The sequence below is a fragment of the Pseudomonas sp. URMO17WK12:I6 genome (genome assembly GCF_003253625.1).
Taxonomy (GTDB): Bacteria; Pseudomonadota; Gammaproteobacteria; order Pseudomonadales; family Pseudomonadaceae; genus Aquipseudomonas.
This window is the reverse complement of sequence record NZ_QKYZ01000004.1, coordinates 268,368-289,236: the sequence shown is the minus strand read 5'-3', so window position 1 is coordinate 289,236 and position 20,869 is coordinate 268,368. Positions and strand designations below refer to the sequence as shown.

16 protein-coding genes are annotated in these 20,869 nt (G+C 60.8%); 2 read left to right on the top strand and 14 right to left on the bottom strand.

Annotated elements, in window-relative coordinates; genetic code table 11:
* Positions 1-66: 66 nt before the first annotated feature.
* The 14 genes from purF to leuC form a co-directional block, all read right to left on the bottom strand.
* Complete coding sequence (purF, locus tag F475_RS09565; RefSeq protein WP_018928088.1) at positions 67-1,572, bottom strand: amidophosphoribosyltransferase; 1,506 nt, start codon at positions 1,570-1,572, stop codon at positions 67-69.
* Between the two features lie 41 nt (positions 1,573-1,613).
* The gene (locus F475_RS09560; protein ID WP_018928089.1) at positions 1,614-2,174 is read right to left on the bottom strand and encodes a CvpA family protein; all 561 of its coding nucleotides are present in this window, start codon (positions 2,172-2,174) and stop codon (positions 1,614-1,616) included.
* Positions 2,175-2,272: 98 nt separating this feature from the next.
* Positions 2,273-2,935 (bottom strand): SPOR domain-containing protein, encoded by a 663-nt coding sequence (locus tag F475_RS09555; protein ID WP_018928090.1) that lies wholly within the window; start codon positions 2,933-2,935, stop codon positions 2,273-2,275.
* Positions 2,919-4,226 carry a bifunctional tetrahydrofolate synthase/dihydrofolate synthase gene (gene folC / locus F475_RS09550; RefSeq protein WP_111453794.1) on the bottom strand — a complete coding sequence of 436 codons (1,308 nt, stop codon included), beginning with the start codon at positions 4,224-4,226 and terminating at the stop codon, positions 2,919-2,921. Before folC ends, F475_RS09555 begins: the two co-directional genes overlap by 17 nt.
* A complete protein-coding gene (gene accD / locus F475_RS09545) occupies positions 4,223-5,143 on the bottom strand; it encodes an acetyl-CoA carboxylase, carboxyltransferase subunit beta (protein ID WP_007935172.1) in 921 nt (306 codons plus the stop codon). Before accD ends, folC begins: the two co-directional genes overlap by 4 nt.
* A 212-nt stretch (positions 5,144-5,355) precedes the next feature.
* A complete protein-coding gene (locus tag F475_RS09540) occupies positions 5,356-5,988 on the bottom strand; it encodes a phosphoribosylanthranilate isomerase (RefSeq protein WP_018928092.1) in 633 nt (210 codons plus the stop codon).
* 63 nt (positions 5,989-6,051) lie between these two features.
* Complete coding sequence (gene truA, locus F475_RS09535; RefSeq protein ID WP_111453793.1) at positions 6,052-6,876, bottom strand: tRNA pseudouridine(38-40) synthase TruA; 825 nt, start codon at positions 6,874-6,876, stop codon at positions 6,052-6,054.
* Positions 6,877-7,072: 196 nt separating this feature from the next.
* Positions 7,073-9,712, bottom strand: coding sequence for a FimV/HubP family polar landmark protein (locus tag F475_RS09530; RefSeq protein ID WP_111453792.1), 2,640 nt, complete (start codon positions 9,710-9,712; stop codon positions 7,073-7,075).
* 208 nt (positions 9,713-9,920) lie between these two features.
* Positions 9,921-10,931: an aspartate-semialdehyde dehydrogenase gene (locus F475_RS09525; protein ID WP_111453791.1), complete on the bottom strand. Its 1,011-nt coding sequence runs from the start codon at positions 10,929-10,931 to the stop codon at positions 9,921-9,923.
* Positions 10,932-11,207: 276 nt separating this feature from the next.
* A complete protein-coding gene (asd, locus tag F475_RS09520) occupies positions 11,208-12,320 on the bottom strand; it encodes an aspartate-semialdehyde dehydrogenase (RefSeq protein ID WP_007935182.1) in 1,113 nt (370 codons plus the stop codon).
* Positions 12,321-12,388: 68 nt separating this feature from the next.
* Positions 12,389-13,471, bottom strand: a complete 1,083-nt coding sequence (leuB, locus tag F475_RS09515; protein ID WP_007935187.1) for a 3-isopropylmalate dehydrogenase — start codon at positions 13,469-13,471, stop codon at positions 12,389-12,391.
* Between the two features lie 51 nt (positions 13,472-13,522).
* Positions 13,523-14,290 carry a class I SAM-dependent methyltransferase gene (locus F475_RS09510; RefSeq protein WP_007935188.1) on the bottom strand — a complete coding sequence of 256 codons (768 nt, stop codon included), beginning with the start codon at positions 14,288-14,290 and terminating at the stop codon, positions 13,523-13,525.
* Between the two features lie 87 nt (positions 14,291-14,377).
* Positions 14,378-15,022 carry a 3-isopropylmalate dehydratase small subunit gene (gene leuD, locus F475_RS09505; RefSeq protein WP_018928097.1) on the bottom strand — a complete coding sequence of 215 codons (645 nt, stop codon included), beginning with the start codon at positions 15,020-15,022 and terminating at the stop codon, positions 14,378-14,380.
* An 11-nt stretch (positions 15,023-15,033) separates the two neighbouring features.
* A complete protein-coding gene (gene leuC / locus F475_RS09500) occupies positions 15,034-16,452 on the bottom strand; it encodes a 3-isopropylmalate dehydratase large subunit (protein ID WP_018928098.1) in 1,419 nt (472 codons plus the stop codon).
* 159 nt (positions 16,453-16,611) lie between these two features.
* Here leuC and F475_RS09495 point away from each other — a divergent pair, with 159 nt between their 5' ends.
* Together F475_RS09495 and F475_RS09490 are read left to right on the top strand one after the other, a co-directional pair.
* A complete protein-coding gene (locus tag F475_RS09495) occupies positions 16,612-17,502 on the top strand; it encodes a LysR family transcriptional regulator (protein WP_018928099.1) in 891 nt (296 codons plus the stop codon).
* Positions 17,503-17,585: 83 nt separating this feature from the next.
* On the top strand, positions 17,586-20,864 hold the full coding sequence (locus F475_RS09490) for a PAS domain S-box protein (protein ID WP_111453790.1): 3,279 nt from the start codon (positions 17,586-17,588) through the stop codon (positions 20,862-20,864).
* Positions 20,865-20,869 lie beyond the last annotated feature (5 nt).

Here is a 20,869-nt window from a genome sequence, read left to right as displayed (position 1 = left end):
CTGTCACTCCTTGCCTTGCTCTTTATTTAGTAGATACAAAACCGGCCCCTCAGGGCCGGTAGTTACTCAGTTGTTGTACAGATCAATGATCGCACTGACTGCCTGGGTCTTGACCTTGGAGGCATCGTTACGTGCCTGCTCGATCTTGTTCAGGTAAGCCTCATCGACGTCGCCGGTGACGTAATGGCCGTCGAACACCGCGCAATCGAACTTGTCGATCTTGATCTTGCCGCCACCGACCGCTTCGATCAAGTCAGGCAGATCTTGATAGATCAACCAGTCAGCGCCGATCAGGTCGGCAACGTCCTGGGTCGAACGGTTATGGGCGATCAGCTCGTGAGCGCTCGGCATGTCGATGCCGTAGACGTTCGGGTAACGCACGGCCGGGGCCGCGGAGCAGAAATAGACGTTTTTGGCGCCGGCTTCGCGAGCCATCTGGATGATCTGCTTGCAGGTGGTGCCGCGAACGATGGAGTCGTCCACCAGCATCACGTTCTTGCCGCGGAACTCCAGTTCGATGGCGTTGAGCTTCTGGCGTACGGATTTTTTCCGCGCAGCCTGACCCGGCATGATGAAGGTCCGACCGATGTAGCGGTTCTTCACGAAGCCTTCGCGGAACTTGACGCCCAAGTGGTTCGCCAGCTCCAGGGCCGCGGTGCGGCTGGTGTCCGGAATCGGGATGACCACGTCGATGTCGTGGTCCGGACGCTCGCGCAGGATCTTCTCGGCGAGCTTCTCGCCCATGCGCAGACGCGCCTTGTAAACCGAAACGCCGTCGATGATCGAGTCCGGACGTGCCAGGTAGACGTGTTCGAAGATGCACGGGGTCAGCGACGGGTTGGTCGCGCACTGACGGGTGTGCAGCTTGCCGTCTTCAGTAATGTAGACCGCTTCGCCCGGTGCCAGGTCGCGAATCAGGGTGAAACCGAGCACGTCCAGGGAGACGCTTTCGGAGGCGATCATGTACTCGACGCCTTCGTCGGTATGACGCTGACCGAAAACGATTGGGCGGATGCCGTGCGGATCGCGGAAACCGACGATGCCATAACCGGTCACCATCGCCACGACTGCGTAACCACCGACGCAACGGTTATGCACGTCGGTGACGGCCGCGAACACGTCTTCTTCAGTCGGCTGCAACTTGCCACGCTGGGCCAGCTCGTGTGCGAACACGTTGAGCAGCACTTCCGAATCGGAGTTGGTGTTGACGTGGCGCAGGTCAGATTCGTAAATCTCCTTGGCCAATTGTTCAACGTTGGTCAGGTTACCGTTGTGCGCCAGGGTAATGCCGTACGGCGAGTTGACGTAAAACGGTTGAGCTTCGGCCGAGGTCGAGCTGCCCGCGGTCGGATAACGCACATGGCCAATGCCCATGTGGCCGACCAGGCGCTGCATGTGACGCTGATGGAACACGTCACGCACCAGGCCATTGTCCTTGCGCAGGAATAACCGGCCATCGTGGCTGGTCACGATACCGGCAGCGTCCTGGCCGCGGTGCTGGAGGACGGTTAGCGCGTCATACAGCGCCTGATTGACGTTCGACTTACCGACGATACCGACGATGCCACACATGCGACGCAACCCCTACTTAATGGATCTGAACTGAACACAACTCACTGAGGCGTTTTGGCCGTCGGCAAGAGGTGCTCCTTGAACGGAATATCAGCGGGTACGCTGATTCCGCTGGCAAGCCACTGACTGCTCCACCCGAGGATCAGGTTTTTGGACCAGTCTGCGACCAATAGAAATTTTGGCACGAGCTGTGACTCTTTCCACCACTCGTCCTGCTGTACCGGCCCCAGGCTCAACAGCCCGACCGCCACGACCACCAGCAACACGCCACGCGCCCCGCCGAAAGCCATGCCGAGGAATCGATCGGTCCCGGATAGCCCGGTGACGCGAACCAACTCGCCGATAAGATAATTGATCATTGCGCCTACGATTAAAGTGGCGACAAACATGATGGCACAGCCCGTGATCACACGAGCCGACGGCGTAGCAATGTATCCGCCCAGGTACTCGGACAATGAACCACCGAACATCCAGGCAACGACTCCTGCGATGATCCAGGTCAGCAGCGAGAGTGCTTCCTTGACGAAGCCGCGGCTCAGACTGATCAAAGCGGAGATGGCGATGATTGCAACGATCGCCCAGTCAACCCAGGTAAATGGCACAGTGCAGCCTACAGACAGATGAGGCGGCGCATTTTAGCAGAGCCCATGGCTGTCGGTAAGCTGAGATTGTCAGTGCTTTTCAAATCGGGGTGATAGATTTAGCCGCGCTCAGGCTGGAAACGCACCACAAAACCCTTGAGGTTCTGCTGGCGACTCAACAAATCACGCAGACGATCGGCTTCCGCACGCTCGATCAGCGGCCCGACGAACACTCGATTCTTTCCATCGGCGGAGCGAATGTAGGCGTTATAGCCTTGGCTGCGCAGGGTTTTCTGCAAACTTTCAGCGCTCTCACGGCTCGCCAGGCTGGCCAGTTGCACCGACCAGCTGACCGACAGGCCATTGGCATCGACGCGACTTGGAGTAGCGACCGGCTTGGTCGGTGCAACCGCGATTGGCTGGGCAGGTGCCGGCACAGGCTTGGCAACTGGCGCTGCTGGCGGCGCGACTGGCTTGGCAGCCGGCGGCGCTGGCGCTACGGGAGCCGTTGGTGCAATCGGTGCCGACGGCGCTTGCTGCTCGGCAATTTCATCGTCGCTTGGCACAGGCTCTTGCGGCAATGCCTGTGGTTCAGGCACCGCGACCGGCTCGATCTGCACTTGCGGTAACGAGGAGGCATGCGGTGCGGCAGGCGCGTCGACCCTTACCTGGCGCTGTTCGTCCTGACGGGAAAACAGCATCGGCAAGAAAATCACCGCCAGCGCCACCAGCACCAAGGCACCGACCATGCGCTGCTTGTACGCCTTATCCAGCAAAGCCATTTGCCGCTTCCTCCGTGGAGTGCCGGGCCAGCCACTCAAGGGCCTCGGCGACACAATAAAATGATCCGAATAACAGAATCTCGTCGTCGCTCGTCGCCTGCGCGCACTGCCCTTCCAGGGCAGCGGCCACGCTGTCATAGCACGTAACCGAGGCGCCAAGGTTCTGCAACGCTGCGTGCAACTGAGCTACCGGCCGTGCTCGCGGCGAATCCAGCGGCGCGACGGCCCAATGCTGGACACTAGCATTCAATTCACCGACAACACCATCCAGGTCCTTGTCCGCCAACAACCCGAACACCGCCAGACGCTTGCCGGCCAGCGGTCGACTGGCCAGACGCCGAGCCAGATATTCTGCCGCGTGAGGGTTGTGCCCCACGTCCAGCAGCAGATTCAGACGCTTGCCCTGCCAGTCGAACTGCCGACGATCAAGACGACCGACGATCCGCGTCGCTTTCAACGCTTCAATAATCTGCGCATCCACCCAAGGCAAACCGAGCAGAAGGTAAGCCTGCAACGCCAGTGCAGCGTTTTCCATCGGCAGATCGAGCAATGGCAGATCGTGCAATTCGACCGCACGCCCTTGAGCATCAACGCCGCGCCATTGCCAGTTGTAATCGGTGATACCGAGGTCGAAATCGCGCCCACGCAGGAAAAACGGGCAATTGAGCTCGCGCGCCTTATCCAGCAGAGGTTGAGGAGGATTCAGATCGCCGCACAGTGCAGGAGCGCCCTGGCGGAAGATTCCGGCCTTTTCGAAGGCCACGGATTCGCGGGTATCACCCAGGTAATCCGCATGGTCGACACCAATGCTGGTGACCAGCGCGATATCGGCGTCCACCACGTTGACCGTGTCCAGGCGCCCGCCCAGACCGACTTCCAGCACCACCGCATCGAGACCGGCCTGTTGAAACAGCCAGAACGCCGCCAGGGTGCCCATTTCGAAGTAAGTCAGGGATGTTTCGCCGCGACCCGCCTCGACCGCGGCAAAGGCTTCGCACAGCTGCGCGTCAGTGGCTTCGACACCATTGACCTGCACCCGCTCGTTGTAACGCAGCAGGTGCGGAGAATTGTAGACACCCACGTTCAGGCCCTGCGACCGCAGCAATGAAGCCACGAATGCGCAGGTAGACCCTTTGCCGTTGGTGCCGGTGACCGTGATCACCCGAGGCGCCGGCTTGCCCAGCCCCATGCGGGACGCTACCTGTTGCGAACGCTCCAACCCCATGTCGATGGCCGAAGGATGCAACTGTTCAAGGTAGGCGAGCCACTCGCCAAGGGTGCGCTCGATCATAGGTTCGCAGGTACCGGTGGGACCACGATCGGCTCGACTGGCGCGGCGACGAATTTAGGCGTCGGCTTGCCGGTCAGTTGCGCCAACAGGTTGCCCAGACGGGGACGCAGCTCCTGACGAGGGATGATCATGTCGATCGCGCCGTGCTCCAGCAGGAACTCGCTGCGCTGGAAGCCTTCCGGCAGTTTTTCGCGAACGGTTTGTTCGATCACGCGCGGACCGGCGAAACCGATCAGGGCTTTCGGCTCACCGACGATCACGTCGCCGAGCATCGCCAGACTGGCGGAAACACCGCCGTAGACCGGGTCGGTCAGCACCGAGATGAACGGAATGCCTTCTTCGCGCAGACGTGCCAGCACCGCGGAGGTCTTGGCCATTTGCATCAGGGAGATCAGCGCTTCCTGCATCCGTGCACCGCCGGAAGCGGAGAAGCAGATCATCGGGCAACGGTTTTCCAGGGCGTAGTTGGCGGCGCGCACAAAGCGCTCACCGACGATGGCACCCATCGAGCCACCCATGAAGGAGAATTCGAAAGCCGACACCACGACCGGCATGCCCAGCAAGGTGCCGCTCATGGAGATCAGTGCGTCTTTTTCGCCGGTCTGCTTTTGTGCAGCGGTCAGGCGATCCTTGTACTTCTTGCCGTCACGGAACTTCAGACGGTCAACCGGCTCCAGGTCCGCGCCCAGTTCGGCACGACCTTCAGCGTCGAGGAAGATGTCGATGCGCGCGCGTGCGCCGATACGCATGTGGTGGTTGCACTTGGGGCAAACGTCCAGGGTCTTTTCCAGCTCCGGACGATACAGCACCGCCTCGCAAGACGGGCATTTGTGCCACAGACCTTCAGGCACCGAGCTCTTCTTGACCTCGGAACGCATGATCGAAGGGATCAGTTTGTCTACTAACCAGTTGCTCATGCTTTCTTTCTCCAGTACCGGCGGCCCGAACGCTCTGGTTCGCAGCCCCGCGTATGCCCTTGAGCTAAATTCATATGTGTAGCGATGATCGATGGATTGCCGGGTCAGCGAGACGCTGACCTGCGTACGACCCAAAAATTCTCAGCCATGCCTGCTTTGTGCAGGTGCACCTCTTTTGTACAGAGCAGTGGACGGCGGCAGTCTGCCAGCCGTCACATCAACGACGTGCTACCGCGTACCGCTTTGATGAATGCCTGAATCTTTGCGTGATCCTTGATGCCCTTGCTCGCCTCTACCCCTCCGCTGACGTCCACCGCGTAAGGCCGAACCCGGGCAATCGCCTCGGCGACGTTATCTGGCGTCAAGCCACCCGCCAGGATGATCGGCTTGCTCAAGCCTTGCGGTATCAGTGACCAGTCGAAGGCTTCACCGGTTCCACCAGGAACACCTTCGACATAGGCGTCGAGCAAAATACCGCTGGCACTTGGGTATGCGTCACAAGCTGCCGCGATGTCATCACCGGCCTTGACCCGCAATGCCTTGATGTACGGTCGGTGCCAGCCTTCGCAATCAGCGGCGGTTTCGTCGCCATGGAACTGCAACAGGTCCAGTGGCACGGCGTCGAGGATTTCCCCCAACTCGCAACGGCTGGCGTTGACGAACAAACCCACGGTGGTCACGAACGGCGGCAAGGCCTTGATGATCGCCCTCGCCTGCTGGAACGTCACCGCCCGCGGGCTTTTGGCGTAGAACACAAATCCGATGGCATCGGCCCCGGCCTCAACCGCCGCCAACGCATCCTCTATGCGGGTAATCCCACAAATTTTGCTGCGAACGGCCGACATGTCGATAGAACCTCAGGGCAATTGCGGGAAAGTCCCGGATGGTATCAAAAGCGTTCGAAGGCGTCAGCCGTCAAGTTCCGAGAAGCCGGTGAGGAAGTGTGGGCCGATGTAACGCTCGGGCAATTCGAACTCGTCGCGATACTCGACCTGCACCAGATACAGGCCAAACGGATGAGCCGTCACCCCACCGGAACGGCGAATGCGACTCTCCAGCACCTCTTTCATCCACTCCACGGGACGCTCGCCAGCACCGATAGTCATCAAGACGCCTGCGATGTTGCGCACCATGTGGTGCAGGAACGCACTGGCACGGATATCCAGCACGATCATTTTGCCATGGCGGGTAACGCGCAGGTGATGCAGCTCCTTGATCGGCGACTTGGCCTGGCACTGGCCGGCGCGGAAAGCACTGAAGTCGTGGGTGCCGACCAGATACTGGGCGGCCTCGGACATGCGCTCAACGTCCAGCGGGCGGTGGTTCCAGGTGATTTCTTCGTTCAGGTGCGCCGGGCGGATCTGATCGTTGTAGATCACGTAGCGATAGCGCCGGGCGATGGCTTTGAACCGCGCATGGAAATGCGCCGGCATGACCTTGGCCCAGCTGACGCTGATGTCGTGCGGCAAGTTGATGTTGGCACCCATGACCCAGGCCTTCATCGAGCGCTCTACCTGGGTGTCGAAATGCACCACTTGGCCGCAAGCATGCACACCGGCGTCAGTGCGCCCGGCGCAATGCAGCGACACGGGTGAGTCGGCGACTTTGGACAAGGCCTTTTCAAGAAGCTCCTGCACCGTGTCCACACCGGAGGCCTGACGTTGCCAGCCGCAATAACGCGAACCTTTGTATTCAACGCCCAACGCGATCCGGAAAAAGCCGTCGGCCGCCATTTCGGCGGCCGGATTATCTATATTTGCCAAGGGGTGACAGCCTGCTGATCTACGCAAAGGCAGGCATTATAAGGCCGCTGGACCGGGATGCCAGTGTAACTGTGACACGGCGTTGAATGTACCAACCCTATCGCATCCCCCAAACAAAAACGGCAGCCTGGATGGGCTGCCGTTTTGTTTAAGCTTTACCGACGATTCACGCCAGACGCGAGAGCATTTCCTTGGCTTCGCTCTTCTGCCCCGCATCGCCCTCGGTCACCACCTCATTGAGGATGTCCCGAGCACCGTCATTGTCGCCCATGTCGATGTAGGCCTGGGCCAGGTCGAGTTTGGTGGCGACTTCGTCAGCGCCAGAGAGGAAATCGAGCTCGTCATCTGACGCGACCAACGCATCTTCCTCGGTGAAGCTTGGCTCGCCGAGGCTCTGGGACAAACGATCCAGCTCGGCATTGACGTCGTTGAGTTCGTTTTCAAAGGCGTCAGGCTTACCCTGGGCGGCGTCCATTTCATCGGCCAGCGACAGATCGAAATCAGCCGGCAACTCCAGATCGTCGAGCGGCGCCTCAGCCACCGTTGGCGCCTCAGTGACGGTCGGCACTTCAGCGACAGGCAAGTCCTTGAGGTCGTCATCCAGGCTCAGCAGGAAGTCGTCTTCAGCCAGAGTCTCCGGGGAAGCATCGCCGCCCAGATCCATGTCCAGGTCAAAGTCCGACAGGTCGTCGAGGCTTTCCTTGATTTCAGTCTGTTGTTGCAACACCGACTCAAAGCTCAGGTCGTCGTCCAGCGGAAACTCATCCAGCTCAGCCAGAGACTCTGGTTCTGGCTCAGGCTGTGGCTGCGGTGCCGGCTCGACTGCAACCGCAGGCGTGATCGGAGTAGCCGCTTCCAGATCGTCGAGACTCAGATCGAAAGCACTGTCAAAGTCAGCCAATGCCGGTTCCGGGGCTTGCGGCTCGTCCAGCAGCAGGTCCTTGACGTACTGTGCGTCCAGCTCGGCGGCGACAGCTGCGGCGGCCAGACCGCCCACCGCCGCGACCACCATGGCCGGGAAGCGGCTTTTCAGCTGTTCGACCCGGGCGAAGTTGTCGCCGTTGGCCACCAGTTGACGCTCCTGAGCGACGAACGCATCGCGATCGCCCTGCTGACCGTAGACTTCCATCAGCTTCAGGCGCAGGTCGCTACGTTGCGGCTCTTGCTTGATAGCGTCTTCCAGCAGCGCGGCAGCCTGATTCAGGCGACCAGCCGCGATGTGCGACTGAGCCTGGGCCAAGACGTCGTCAGAGCGTTCGGCGGCAGGCGCAACCAACGGTGCAGCGATCGGTGGCGTCATCACAACCGGGGCAATCACCGGGGCCGGTGCAGGTGCAGGCGTTGGTGCGGTCGCGAGTTTCACGCTTGGCGGCGGGACTTCCAGACCTTCGAAGCTGCTTTCCGGCAGGTCGAGGTCGGCGGAGAACTCTTGCTCCTCAGCCAAGGCACGGGCCATGCGCAGATGTTTTTCTGCTTCTTGCTGAGCTTTGCGGCGACGGGCCAGCAACAGCAGCAAGAGCAGCAGAACCACTGCACCGCCACCCACCAGACCCAGCAGGATCGGGTTGGTCAGCAGTTCGTTGAATTTCTGCTCGTCGGACGCCACAGGCGTCGGCTCGACGGCTGGCGCCGGAACGACTTCCGGCGCAGGAGCCGCCGGAGTCACCTCAACAGGCGTTGCCGCCGGGCTGGCTGCCAGCTCGGCCGACATCGCCGGAGCGGTCGTAGCCGCCGGTGCGCCCGCGCCGCCTTCGGCTTGCAGCTTGGCCAACTGATTATTCTTCAGTTCGATCAGGCGCTGCAGCTTGTCCAGCTGGCTTTGCAGGTCGTTCATGCGGCTTTTCAGTTCAGCGTTGTCACGGCGAGCCGTGTCGAGGCTTTCCTGGGTCACGGCCAGCTTGTTGCTCAAGGCTTTCGCATCACCGGCGGCACCTTTGCCACGGCCCTTGCCGGTGTCGGCAGAGACCAGGCTCAGCTTGTCCGTGGCGATTTGCGACGAAGCGCCGTCACCGCGAGCACGCTTGGTGGCGTCGAGTTGCTGCTGCCCGCTTCCAGGCTTCGCCACATAGCGACGACCGTGGCGCCATGCAGAGTTCTGCGCCGCGACTTCAGCGATGGCCTTGGGTTGCGGCAGGCTGGCGCTTTGCACCTGATCCGGCAGACGCAGCACCTGGCCGGCTTTCAGCCGGTTGATGTTGCCGTCGATAAAGGCATCCGGGTTCAGCGCCTGGATGGCCAGCATGGTTTGCTGGATCGATCCACCGTTACGCGCCTTCGCGGCAATTTCCCATAAGGTATCGCGCGACGTGGTGGTGTATTGCGTCGATTTGGTCGCGCCGGTGACTGGCGCGGTCACCGCCCGGGCTGGCGCCGGTTGCGCGGCGGCATCGGCGGTTTGCGGCGAGAATTTGGACGGATCGAGCAGCACGCTGTAATCACGCAGCAGACGACCGCTTGGCCACATCACCTGAACCAGGAATTTCACCATCGGTTCGGACAGCGGTTTGCTGGAGGTGATGCGCAGGATGCTTTTGCCGCTGGCGTTAAGCACCGGCGTGAAAGTCAGGTCGTTGAGGAACGCCTGACGATCGACACCGGCCTTGGCGAAATCTTCGGGCGAGGCCAGGCTCGGCACCACTTCGGCAGCCGTGAGATCCTTGACGTCGAGCAACTCGATTTCTGCTACCAGAGGCTGGTTCAGCGTCGATTTCAGGGTCAATTCCCCAAGCCCGAGGGCATGCGCCATACCGGAGGACAGCGCCGAGGCGGCCGCTATTGCTAACACCAGTTTGCGAACTTGAACCATAGCCTCATCCTTTGTTTGAACATTCCTCGGCCAGCGAGAAGGTGTTGATTGCCGCTGCCGTAAGGCGTTGCGCGCAACGGCGAAGGGTCGTCGCGCGCGATCGTTTCATTCATGCGACGAAAGCCCTGCGGGATGGCTCGCCTCAAGCATTCCAGCCAAACAGGGTGTTCGGCTGGAACCACTAGAAAAAATTGTTGCCAAGTATCTTTTACAGCAGGTCTTTTATCAACAATTCAGCCACCTGCACAGCATTGAGCGCGGCGCCTTTGCGTACGTTATCTGACGTCAGCCACACGTTAAGTTCCGCCGGGTCGTCGATCCCGCTGCGAACCCGACCAACGTAAACCACGTCCTGCCCTACCGCATCGCCTACCGGAGTCGGGTAATCGCCCGCCTCGACCAGCTCGATACCGGGCGCCGCTTCCAGTGCCGCGTTGACTTTCGCCAGGTCGACAGCGCTCGATGACTGCAAGGTCACGCTATAGCTATCGCCAAAAAACACCGGGGCTTGAATGCAAGTGACGGAAATCTTTAATAAAGGCAGCGACAAGACCTGACGCAGCTCGCGCACCAGACGCTTTTCCAGCAACGTGTGGCCCTGAGCATCGGGCGCACCGACTTGCGCCAACAGGTTAAAAGCCATCTGCCGATCGAAGAAAGCCGGCTCCAGCGGACGCACGTTGAGCAGTTCGGCGGTTTGCCGGGCCAGCTCGCTGACCGCTTCGCGGCCCTGGGCGGATACCGCCAGGCACGCCGTCAGGCTGATGCGTTGCAGGTCGAGCAAGTCGAGCAGCGGCGCCAGCACCACCGCCAGCGCTGTCGTCGAAGGGCTTGGGCTGCTGACCTGGAAGGGCTTTTTCAGGCCGGCAAGAATTGCAGCATTGGCCTCGGGCACCACTTGCGGCGCCTGATCGGCCGGCAACGCGCCGGACAGGTCGATCAGCGAGCAACCGGCGGCCGTAGCGCGCGGGGCGAAACTGAGGGTCACCGCCGGACCGGCGGCGAAGAACACCAACTGGACTTTGCTGAAGTCGAACTCATCGACTTCGCGCACCCGCACGTTCTTGCCGCGAAACGGCACCGAGTGTCCGGCCGATTCACTGCTCGCCAGCAGGTGCAGATTGCCGACCGAGAAGTCGCGTTCTTCGAGAATCTGGACGAGTGTTTCGCCGACAGTACCGGTGGCGCCGATCACGGCAATATCGAAGGACTGGCTCATGGTTCTACCTCTGGCGAAACGGGGGGAGCGGCACTTTACCGGGTGGTTGGTGGTGAGGCAATGAATGGGGAAGCCTTGTAGCAGCTGCCGAAGGCTGCGTTCGAGGACGAAGTCCTCGTCATGGCGATCCCGATCATTCAGGCAAACCGCGCGCGCAGGGTTTACGACTGCTGCGCAGCCGGACGCAGGCTTCGCCAGCTGCTACAGAAGTTGGATGGCGCGCATAAAAAACCCGCACCTCTTTCAAGGCACGGGTTCTTTCATTGCATCAATCGATCAACGCTCAAGCAGGATCCGCAGCATGCGACGCAGCGGCTCGGCCGCGCCCCACAGCAGTTGGTCGCCGACGGTGAAGGCACCGACGAATTGCGAACCCATGTTCAGCTTGCGCAGACGACCGACCGGCACGTTCAGGGTGCCGGTGACTTTCGTCGGGCTCAGCTCCTGCATGCTGATTTCACGGTTGTTCGGCACCAGCTTGACCCAAGGGTTGTGCTGGCTGATCAGCCCTTCGATATCAGCGATCGGCACGTCTTTGTTCAGCTTGATGGTCAGCGCCTGGCTGTGGCAACGCATGGCGCCGATGCGCACGCAGATACCGTCCACCGGGATCGGGCTCTTGAAGCGACCGAGGATTTTGTTGGTCTCGGCCTGGGCCTTCCACTCTTCACGGCTCTGGCCGTTCGGCAGTTCCTTGTCGATCCACGGGATCAGGCTGCCGGCCAGCGGTACGCCGAAGTTTTCGGTCGGGTACGCGTCGCTGCGCATGGCTTCGGCAACACGGCGGTCGATGTCGAGGATGGCGCTGGCCGGATCGGCCAGTTGATCGGCGACAGCGCCGTGGGTCACACCCATTTGCTTGATCAGCTCACGCATGTGCTGCGCGCCGCCACCGGAGGCCGCCTGATAGGTCATGGCGCTCATCCACTCCACCAGACCGGCTTCAAACAGACCGCCCAGGCCCATCAGCATCAGGCTGACGGTGCAGTTGCCGCCGATGTAGTTCTTGGTGCCCGCGTCGAGCTGCTGGTCGATAACCTTGCGGTTCACCGGGTCCAGCACGATCACCGCGTCATCCTGCATGCGCAGGCTGGAAGCGGCGTCGATCCAGTAACCCTGCCAGCCGGCTTCGCGCAGCTTCGGGAACACTTCGCTGGTGTAGTCGCCACCTTGGCAGGTCAGAATCACGTCGAGGGTTTTCAGCTCTTCAATGCTGTAAGCGTCCTTGAGCGGAGCAATGTCCTTGCCCACGGACGGGCCTTGGCCACCGACATTGGAAGTGGTGAAAAACACCGGCTCGATAAGATCGAAATCCTGCTCTTCCAGCATCCGCTGCATGAGCACGGAACCGACCATGCCGCGCCAACCGATCAGACCTACACGTTTCATCGCAACTACACCTTCTTGAAAAGTGGGCCGCTGCTTTCAAGGTTGAAAATTGCAGCGGGCCAGAGAGATTACAGATTCCGCAGCGCGGCGACTACTGCGTCGCCCATTTCCTGCGTACCGACCTTGGTGCAACCAGCCGACCAGATGTCTCCCGTACGCAGACCCTGATCCAAAACCAGGCTCACGGCCTTCTCGATGGCGTCGGCCGCATCCTGCAGATTGAAGCTGTAACGCAGCATCATCGACACCGACAAAATGGTCGCCAACGGGTTGGCAATGCCCTTGCCAGCGATGTCTGGCGCCGAACCGTGGCACGGCTCGTACATGCCTTTGTTGTTGGCATCCAGCGACGCCGACGGCAGCATGCCGATGGAACCGGTGAGCATCGACGCTTCGTCGGAAAGAATGTCGCCGAACAGGTTGTCGGTGACGATCACGTCGAACTGCTTCGGCGCACGCACCAGTTGCATGGCGGCGTTGTCGACGTACATGTGGCTCAGTTCGACGTCCGGGTAGTCCTTGGCCACTTGCTCGACGATTTCACGCCACAGCTGGCTGGAGGCCAGCACGTTGGCCTTGTCCACCGAGCACAGCTTCTTGCCGCGCACGCGCGCCATGTCGAAACCGACACGGGCGATACGGCGGATTTCAGTTTCGCTGTATGGCAGCGTGTCGTAGGCCTGGCGCTCGCCGTTTTCCAGCTCGCGCACGCCACGTGGCGCGCCGAAATAGATACCGCCGGTCAGTTCACGGACGATGAGGATGTCCAGGCCAGCAACGATTTCTGCCTTCAGGCTGGAAGCCTCGGCCAGTTGCGGGTACAGGATCGCCGGACGCAGGTTGCCGAACAGGCCCAGTTGCGCGCGGATTTTCAGCAGACCGCGCTCAGGGCGGATGTCACGCTCGATGGTGTCCCATTTCGGGCCGCCCACGGCGCCCAGCAGCACAGCGTCGGCTGCGCGTGCACGGGCCAGGGTTTCATCGGCCAGCGGCACGCCGTGCTTGTCGATGGCGGCGCCACCGATCACGTCATGGCTCAGTTCGAAGCCCAGGCTGTACTTGTCGTTCGCCAGCTCCAGCACCTTGACCGCTTCGGCCATGATTTCCGGGCCAATACCGTCGCCTGGGAGAATCAGAATCTGCTTGCTCATGCTTTCCTCATGTCATCAGTCGGCGCACCCGCGGGTGCGCCCGGAAAAATTCTATCGTTCAGCCATCAGCACCAGTACATCGGTGCTGAACGAACCATCGGCTTCAATCTCAAAATATTCGCGCACCTCGTTGCCCATCGATTGCTGCAACTCGAGGATCGCCGCGCGCATCACCTGCGGCGTACGCATGCGCTCGACCCAGGAGGTGTACTCCAGGCGCAACCGTTGACGCGTGGTACTGCGGGTATGCAACCCCGCTTCGCTGACCTGACGCAACCACTCGCCCGCAGAATAATCGCGCACGTGACTGGTGTCGCGCAGCACTTCGACGCTTTGCAGGTAAGTGTCGAACAACGGGCTGCCCGGCGACAACACATCGATGAACGCCGCCACCCCGCCCGGCTTCAGCACCCGGCGAACTTCGCGCAGGGCCACACCGAGGTCGCTCCAATGGTGCGCCGAATAGCGGCTGAAGACGAAATCGAACTCGCCATCGGCGAACGGCAGACGCTCGGCGGCGCCGTTGACCGTGGTCACATTGCTCAAACCCCGGTCGACAGCGGCGGCGGCGACCACATCGAGCATCTGCTGGGACAGGTCGTAAGCGACGACTTCCTTGACCAGCGAGGCCACATGAAAACTCACATGACCGGCACCGCAACCCAGGTCCAGTACCCGGGCATCGCCCTGCCCCGCCAGTTCAGCCTGTAGCAGCGCGAATTCGGTGCCTTGAGCGTGTACGGCGCTGCTCAGATAGGCCGAGGCCTGTTCACCGAATTGTTTTTGGACTACCTGGCTGTGCTGCGCGGTGCTGGTCATCGGGACTTCCTTTTTAGGTTTAACCTTGCGCTGTCTGGGCCTGCCCGCGAAGAGGCCGGCCCTGATTACATCGATTCCAGATCAATCTCAGGCGTCGCGAAACAACCATGGCTGGCTCGCGCGGTGCTTGGCTTCAAACGTGGCAATCGCCTCGTGATCCTGCAAAGTCAGGCCGATATCGTCCAGGCCATTGAGCAGGCAGTGCTTACGGAAGGCATCGATCTCGAAACTCAGCACTTTGCCGTCCGGACGGGTCACGGTCTGGGCCTGCAGATCGATCTGCAACTGGTAGCCCGGGTTCGCTTCAACCTGCTTGAACAGCTCATCGACTTCAGCGTCGCTCAAGATGATCGGCAGCAAGCCGTTCTTGAAGCTGTTGTTGAAGAAGATGTCGGCGTAGCTCGGCGCGATGATGCTGCGGAAACCGTACTCTTCCAGTGCCCACGGCGCGTGCTCGCGGCTGGAGCCGCAACCGAAGTTCTCGCGGGCCAGCAACACGCTGGCGCCTTGATAACGCTCGGCGTTGAGGACGAAGTCCTTGTTCAGCGGGCGCTTGGAGTTGTCCTGATACGGCTGGCCAACGTCCAGATAACGCCACTCATCGAACAGGTTCGGACCGAAACCGGTGCGTTTGATCGACTTCAAGAACTGCTTCGGGATGATCTGGTCGGTGTCGACGTTGGCACGATCCAAAGGCGCGACAAGACCAGTGTGCTGGGTAAAAGCTTTCATGCTGCGCTCCTTTAGATCAATTCACGGACGTCGACGAAACGACCGTTCACCGCGGCGGCGGCGGCCATGGCCGGGCTGACGAGGTGGGTACGACCACCGGCGCCCTGACGGCCTTCGAAGTTACGGTTGGAGGTCGACGCGCAATGCTCGCCCGACTCCAAACGGTCCGGGTTCATCGCCAGGCACATCGAGCAGCCAGGCTCACGCCATTCAAAACCGGCCTCGATAAAAATCTTGTCCAGGCCTTCGGATTCGGCCTGAGCCTTCACCAGCCCCGAACCCGGCACCACGATGGCCTGCTTGATGGTCGAAGCCACTTTGCGGCCCTTGGCGATCACCGCGGCGGCGCGCAGGTCTTCGATCCGCGAGTTGGTGCAGGAGCCGATGAATACACGGTCCAACTGAATGTCGGTGATCGCCTGATTGGCGGTCAAACCCATGTATTTCAAGGCGCGTTCGATGGAATCGCGCTTGACCAGGTCCATTTCCTTGGCCGGATCCGGTACGTTCTGATCCACGGCCAACACCATCTCAGGCGAGGTGCCCCAGCTGACTTGCGGCTTGATCTGAGAGGCATCGAGCTCGACGATGGTGTCGAACTTGGCATCGGCGTCGGAGACCAGGTCTTTCCAGGCTTCGACGGCCAAATCCCATTCCGCGCCCTTCGGAGCAAATGGACGGCCCTTGACGTAAGCCACGGTTTTTTCGTCGGCAGCCACCAGGCCAACACGGGCGCCGGCTTCGATGGACATGTTGCAGATGGTCATGCGGCCTTCAACGGACAGGTCGCGAATCGCGCTACCGGCGAATTCGATGGCGTGGCCATTACCGCCGGCGGTGCCGATCTTGCCGATCACGGCGAGGACGATGTCCTTGGCAGTCACGCCGAACGGCAATTTGCCCTCGACCAACACCAGCATGTTCTTCATTTTCTTGGCGACCAGGCACTGAGTGGCGAGCACGTGCTCGACCTCGGAGGTGCCGATACCGTGAGCCAGGGCACCGAATGCGCCGTGGGTCGAGGTGTGGGAGTCGCCGCAGACCACGGTCATGCCTGGCAAGGTGGCACCCTGCTCCGGGCCGATGACGTGGACGATGCCTTGGCGGACGTCATTCATCTTGAATTCGACGATGCCGTATTCGTCACAGTTATCGTCGAGGGTCTGAACCTGCAAACGCGAGACCTGGTCGACGATCGCTTCGATGCCGCCCTTGCGCTCCGGGGTGGTCGGTACGTTGTGGTCCGGGGTCGCGATGTTGGCATCGATGCGCCAAGGCTTGCGCCCGGCCAGACGCAGGCCTTCGAAGGCTTGCGGCGAGGTCACTTCGTGGATGATGTGACGATCGATGTAGATCAGCGCAGAGCCATCGTCGCGCTGCTTGACCAAATGCGAATCCCAGAGCTTGTCGTAGAGCGTTTTGCCGGCCATCAGACGGTTTCCTCATCAGCTTGTTTCTATGCCCCGGATCTTGAGTAATTCAATAACCCCTTGGCTTGTGAGGTCGATCCTAGGGGGTTACATTAAATAACTCAAATTCATATTTTTTATGCTTTGCATAACCAACTGGAATGTCACTGAGACCTCATTATGGACCTCGCCAACCTCAACGCTTTTATCGCGATTGCCGAGACCGGAAGCTTCTCCGGCGCCGGTGAACGACTGCACCTGACGCAACCGGCCATCAGCAAGCGCATCGCCGGGCTGGAGCAGCAATTGAAGGTGCGACTGTTCGATCGACTGGGCCGGGAAGTCGGCCTGACCGAAGCCGGCCGCGCCTTGCTGCCACGGGCCTATCAGATCCTCAATGTACTGGATGACACCCGCCGCGCCCTGACCAACCTGACTGGCGAAGTGACCGGTCGTCTGACATTGGCCACCAGCCATCACATCGGCCTGCATCGCTTGCCGCCCTTATTAAGGGAGTTCACCCGACGTTACCCGCAAGTGGCGCTGGATATTCAGTTCCTCGATTCGGAAGTGGCCTACGAAGAAATCCTCCATGGCCGCGCTGAACTGGCAGTCATCACCCTTGCACCGGAACCTCACACATTGGTCAAGGCCACGCCCGTGTGGGACGACCCACTGGATTTCGTGGCCGCCCCAGAGCATCCGCTGATCAGCAACGGTGCGGTCAGCCTGGCGGACATTGCCTTGCACCCCGCGGTTTTCCCCGGCGGCAACACCTTTACCCACCACATCGTGCAACGCCTCTTCGAGGCCCAGGGCCTGACGCCGAACATCGCCATGAGCACCAATTATCTGGAGACCATCAAGATGATGGTCTCGATCGGCCTGGCCTGGAGCGTTTTGCCGCGCACCATGCTGGATGAGCAAGTGGCGCGCATACCTTTGCCGGGCATACAGCTCACTCGCCAGCTAGGCTATATCCTGCACACCGAACGGACGCTGTCGAACGCGGCAAAGGCCTTCATGGCTTTGCTGGATGCACAAATCGATCAGCCAGGGACTCGCGGCTAAGCTGTGCTTCTTCTTTTGTGCTACGCCTATAGAGCCCCAAAACCCTGTGCCTAACGCCCAATTCAGCCCAAGGCCTGTCATCCATGCCCAAATCTGTTGAACGTATGCCGCCAATGCCGCGAATTCAGGCAATTGACCCAAAACGGTCCGAGCAGAGCTGGGAAAGCGCCCCACAGTTGCTCGCGGCCCTCAATGGCGCCCGACTGGGCGCCTGGTATTGGGACATCGAGCGCGGGCAGATCAGCTGGTCACGGGGTACTCAGGCGTTGTTCGGCTTCGATCCCCGGCAACCGTTGCCCGAGGATCTGGAATACCTCGACCTGCTGCCCCAGGAGGATCGGGCGAAAGCCATCCGCGCCTTCAATGCAGTGATCGCCGGCGCTCCGCTGGAGCAGGCCATGCACCACCGCATCCGCTGGCCCGACGGCAGCCTGCACTGGCTGGAAATCAACGGCAGCCTGCTACCGGACAAAAACGGCCGGCCACGAATGATCGGGGTCATCCGTGAAATCACCCACCAGCGCCAGCGTGAACAAGCGCTGAGCAGCTCGGAAAAACGCTTCGCCACGCTGTTTCACCTGTGCCCGAATATGGTGCTGCTGACCCGTCAGGAAGACGGCCTGATCAGCGAAGCCAACCAGTATTTCGAAAGCCTGTTCGGCTGGCCGGTGCAAGACGCAATCGGCCGAACCACCCTGGAACTGGGCCTTTGGGTCAACCCGGAGCAACGGGCGGAACTGGTCAAGGCCACCAAGGCCAAAGGTGAGCTGATCAACATGGAGGTGCAATTTCGCGCCAGCAACGGGCAGGTTCACGACGGCATTCTCAGCGCGCAAAAGGTCGAGCTCGAAGGCCAGCCCTATCTGCTGAGCACATTCCTTGACACCACCGAACGAAAAATCGCCGAGCACGCCCTCAAAGACAGCCAGGAACGCCTCGACCTGGCCCTGGATTCAGCACAACTCGGCACTTGGGACTGGCACATCCCCAGCGGCATGCTTTATGGCTCGGCGCGGGCCGCCCAGCTGCATGGTCTGGAGCCCAAACCCTTCCATGAATCCTTCGATGCGTTTTTCGAAGGTGTACCCGGTGAAGAACGCGACACCATGCGCGACGCTTACCGCAGCTTACGCGAAGGCCCGGCCGGCAATTATCAACTGACGTACCGCGTGCAACTGCCGGACGGCAGTTCGCGCTACCTGGAAAGCCGCGCCAGACTCTACCGCGATGATAGCGGCAACCCGCTGCGCATGGCCGGCACATTGCTGGACATCACCGAGCAAGTGGAGCGCGAGCAGCAACTGATAGCGTCGGAAGAGAAATTCGCCACGTTGTTCCAGGTCAGCCCCGACCCGATCTGCGTCACGCGTCAGGACACCGGCCACTTCATCGAGATCAACTCCAGCTTCACCCAGACGTTCGGCTGGAGCACCACCGACGTCATCGGTCGCAGCGCCGACGAAATCGGCCTGTGGGACGCCTCGGCGAAAAGCCTGCAAAGGATTGAGCGAGTCATCCGCGAACAGGGCCTGAACAATGTGGCGATCATCGTTCAACACAAGGACGGGCAATCCCTGACCTGCGTGATCTCCAGCCGCCAGATCAGCGTCGGCGACCAGCCGTGCATCGTCACCACCCTGCGCGACATCACCCAACAGCAACGCTCGGAAGCGGCGCTCAAGGCCAGCGAAGAGAAGTTCGCCAAGGCCTTCCACTCAAGCCCCGACGCCATCACCATTACCGAGCGCGACACTGGACGCTATCTGGAGGTTAACGACGGCTTCTGCCGCCTGACCGGCTACCGTGCCGATGAAGTGGTGGGCCGCACGGTGTATCAGGTCGGCATCTGGGCCGAGGAGAAACAACGCTCGGCGTTGCTGGCCGAACTACAGATCAAGGGCCGGGTTCACCACCTGGAAATGCTCGGGCGCAACAAGCGCGGCGAGTTGCTGACCGTCGAAGTCTCGGTGGAACCGATCACCCTCAACGAAACTGCCTGCCTGCTGCTGACCGCCCGGGACGTCAGCCTGCTGAAAAATGCCGAAGCGCAGATCCGTCACCTGGCCTACCACGACCCGCTGACCAACCTGCCGAACCGCGCGCTGTTGATGGACCGCCTGAGCCAGCAGATCGCCCTGCTCAAGCGCCACAACTTGCGTGGCGCCCTGATGTTCCTCGACCTCGACCACTTCAAGCACATCAACGACTCCCTCGGCCACCCGGTGGGCGATACAGTGCTGAAAATCATCACCGCGCGCCTTGAAGCCAGCGTACGCATGGAAGACACCGTCGCACGCCTGGGCGGCGATGAGTTCGTGGTGCTGCTCAGTGGCCTGGAAGGCTCACGCAGCGACGTCAGCGCTCAAGTCCGGGAACTGGCGGATACCTTGCGCGAATTGCTGTCCGAACCGATGTTCCTCGATGGACAGCGCCTGCAAGTGACGCCGAGCATCGGCATCGCGCTGATCCCCGACCACGGCTCGACCCCGACCGACCTGCTCAAGCGCGCCGATATCGCCCTCTACCGCGCCAAGGACTCGGGCCGCAACACCACGCAGATGTATCACAACACCATGCAGAAGGCCGCCAGCGAACGCCTGCGCATGGAGACCGACCTGCGCCTGGCCCTTTCCCGGGGTGAATTCAGCGTGCAATACCAGCCTCAGGTGGACGCCCGCAACAACCGCATTACCGGCGCCGAAGCCCTGGTGCGCTGGCACCATCCGCAACTGGGCGCGCAATCGCCGACCGAGTTCATCAAGGTGCTGGAAGACAGCGGGCTGATTCTGGAAGTCGGCACATGGATCCTCGACGAAGCCTGTGCGGCCTTCAAACGCCTGATCGCCAAAGGCCTGATTGACCCGCTCAATTTCAGCCTGTGCGTGAATATCAGCCCGCGGCAATTCCGTCAGAACGACTTCGTCGAACGCATCGAGCACAGCCTCGGCAGCCACGACCTGCCCTGCTCGTTGCTGAAACTGGAAATCACCGAAGGCATCGTCATCCAGAACCTGGACGACACCATCAGCAAAATGCGACGCCTGAAAAAACTCGGCGTGAGCTTTGCCATGGACGATTTCGGCACCGGTTACTCCTCGCTGACCTACCTCAAGCGCCTGCCGGTCGACACCCTGAAAATCGACCAGTCATTCGTCCGCGACGCCACCACCGACCCCAACGATGCCGAAATCATTCGCGCCATCGTCGCCATGGCCCGCAGCCTGGAACTGGAAGTGATTGCCGAAGGGGTGGAAACCGAGGAGCAACTGGAGTTCTTGCAAGGGCTGGGCTGCCATTTGTATCAGGGGTATTTGCACAGCCGGCCGTTGCTGGTGGAGGAGTTTCAGAAACTGCTCAAATGAGCCCT

Coding starts and splice junctions, on each gene's coding strand:
- leuC (WP_018928098.1), bottom strand. CDS start 16,452: ATGGCCGGCAAAACGCTCTACGACAAGCTCTGGGATTCGCATTTGGTC.
- F475_RS09525 (WP_111453791.1), bottom strand. CDS start 10,931: ATGAGCCAGTCCTTCGATATTGCCGTGATCGGCGCCACCGGTACTGTC.
- F475_RS09555 (WP_018928090.1), bottom strand. CDS start 2,935: ATGGCTTTGCTGGATAAGGCGTACAAGCAGCGCATGGTCGGTGCCTTG.
- asd (WP_007935182.1), bottom strand. CDS start 12,320: ATGAAACGTGTAGGTCTGATCGGTTGGCGCGGCATGGTCGGTTCCGTG.
- leuB (WP_007935187.1), bottom strand. CDS start 13,471: ATGAGCAAGCAGATTCTGATTCTCCCAGGCGACGGTATTGGCCCGGAA.
- truA (WP_111453793.1), bottom strand. CDS start 6,876: ATGGCGGCCGACGGCTTTTTCCGGATCGCGTTGGGCGTTGAATACAAA.
- purF (WP_018928088.1), bottom strand. CDS start 1,572: ATGTGTGGCATCGTCGGTATCGTCGGTAAGTCGAACGTCAATCAGGCG.
- F475_RS09510 (WP_007935188.1), bottom strand. CDS start 14,290: ATGACCAGCACCGCGCAGCACAGCCAGGTAGTCCAAAAACAATTCGGT.
- accD (WP_007935172.1), bottom strand. CDS start 5,143: ATGAGCAACTGGTTAGTAGACAAACTGATCCCTTCGATCATGCGTTCC.
- folC (WP_111453794.1), bottom strand. CDS start 4,226: ATGATCGAGCGCACCCTTGGCGAGTGGCTCGCCTACCTTGAACAGTTG.
- F475_RS09540 (WP_018928092.1), bottom strand. CDS start 5,988: ATGTCGGCCGTTCGCAGCAAAATTTGTGGGATTACCCGCATAGAGGAT.
- F475_RS09495 (WP_018928099.1), top strand. CDS start 16,612: ATGGACCTCGCCAACCTCAACGCTTTTATCGCGATTGCCGAGACCGGA.
- F475_RS09530 (WP_111453792.1), bottom strand. CDS start 9,712: ATGGTTCAAGTTCGCAAACTGGTGTTAGCAATAGCGGCCGCCTCGGCG.
- F475_RS09490 (WP_111453790.1), top strand. CDS start 17,586: ATGCCCAAATCTGTTGAACGTATGCCGCCAATGCCGCGAATTCAGGCA.
- leuD (WP_018928097.1), bottom strand. CDS start 15,022: ATGAAAGCTTTTACCCAGCACACTGGTCTTGTCGCGCCTTTGGATCGT.